The 1542-nt window shown below is 58.6% G+C and carries 2 protein-coding genes; both read left to right on the top strand.

Annotated features, from left to right (window positions below; all coding sequences use genetic code 11):
- A partial coding sequence (locus ACXJ7R_RS32220; protein WP_457155331.1) for an NAD-dependent epimerase occupies positions 1-986 on the top strand: 986 nt, incomplete at its 5' end.
- Positions 987-1177: 191 nt separating this feature from the next.
- Positions 1178-1432 carry a hypothetical protein gene (locus ACXJ7R_RS32225; RefSeq protein WP_457155332.1) on the top strand — a complete coding sequence of 85 codons (255 nt, stop codon included), beginning with the start codon at positions 1178-1180 and terminating at the stop codon, positions 1430-1432.
- The last annotated feature ends 110 nt before the right edge of the window (positions 1433-1542 follow it).

The raw sequence follows: 1542 nt of genomic DNA on the forward strand, positions 1-1542 counted from the left end.
GTCACGTATCGAAGCGCCTGCTGGAGCGCGGCGACGAGGTTGTCGGCATCGATAGCGTCAACAGCTACTATGATCCGCAGATCAAGGAGGCGAGGCTGCGGCTSCTGGAGGAAGCCAGCCGCAAGACCAATGCGRGCTATCATTTCATCCGCGGCAATCTCGCCGACAAAGGCGTGGTCGATGGYTGCTTTGCCRACCACRCGTTTGACCGRGTGATCCATCTCGCYGCCCAGSCMGGGGTTCGCTACAGCCTGGAAAACCCGCAYGCCTATGTCGAAAGCAACATCATCGCCTACACCAAYATGCTCGAGGCCTGCCGCAGCAGYGCCGTTGCGCATTTGACCTATGCCAGCACMTCGAGTGTCTACGGCGCCAACACCGACATGCCGTTTTCCGAGCATCGGCCGGCCGATCATCCGCTGCAGTTCTACGCCGCGACCAAGCGCGCCAAYGAGCTGATGGCGCATAGCTACAGCCATTTGTTCGGGTTGCCGACSACSGGGCTTCGCTTCTTTACGGTGTATGGTCCSTGGGGGCGTCCGGACATGGCGCTTTTCCTRTTCACCAGAAGCATTCTTGCCGGCGAGCCGATCAAGCTGTTCAACAACGGCAACCACACGCGCGACTTCACCTATGTCGATGACATCGCCGAAGGCGTCGTCCGGGCCAGCGATAGCCCGGCTGTCGGCAAYGCYGCCTGGGACTCCGGCCRTCCGGATCCGGCCACCAGCAGCGCCCCCTGGCGCATCTTCAACATCGGCAACAGCAAACCGGTGAAGCTSACCGCCTATGTCGAGGCACTGGAAARCGCRCTTGGCAGGAAAGCCAYCATCGAAMTGCTGCCGCTGCAGGCCGGCGATGTGCCCGATACCTWTGCCGACACATCGGCGYTGGAGCAGGCGGTCGGCTACCGMCCGGTGACGACGGTTGCCGATGGGGTAGGGCGGTTTGTGGACTGGTACCAGGCGTATTTTGGGCTGACCTAGCTGGGGGCGCGCTTGGCGCGAAATAGTCCGGCCGTTTGTCAGGCGCCGAGGTTGACTAGAAGCGCAGCGGCTATGTCAGGCTGGGGGTTCCTGCATGTCAAGGAGAGCCGCTTGAACGGAATTATCCTACTGCAGCGCGCGCCTGCGTGGCGAGCCGAAGTTACGACATGCCTCGTTGCAAGATGTGCGGGATGCTAGAGCGCGAAGAGCTTGGCAACAACACGGAGGAGATCAAGGAAAAACTTATAAAGATCGAACAAGAAGCAGCACAAGCATATGGTCCCTCCCCATCACTATCAGCTAAGCGAGCGATTCCGGAATTAATAGAGAGAGACTATGAACAATATCATTTGGCTTGTTGGAGCGGTGGTCGTCGTATTATTGATATTAAGCTTTTTTGGCCTTCGGTAAGCCTACGTCGAATCGCCAGCGGCATGCACTGTTAAAACAGCGGGATACCTTCTAGATGATCGAAGACGCTCCTAGGATTGGCTGCAATCGATGCAAAGTGCCGTTGGGCGGCGTCAGTGAGCCGCGAGGGTCGGATATCTTATCT

It is taken from the genome of Mesorhizobium sp. P5_C1 (assembly GCF_054049815.1).

Excerpts from the sequence above, each read along its gene's own strand:
- ACXJ7R_RS32225 (WP_457155332.1), top strand. The coding sequence starts at position 1,178 with ATGCTAGAGCGCGAAGAGCTTGGCAACAACACGGAGGAGATCAAGGAA.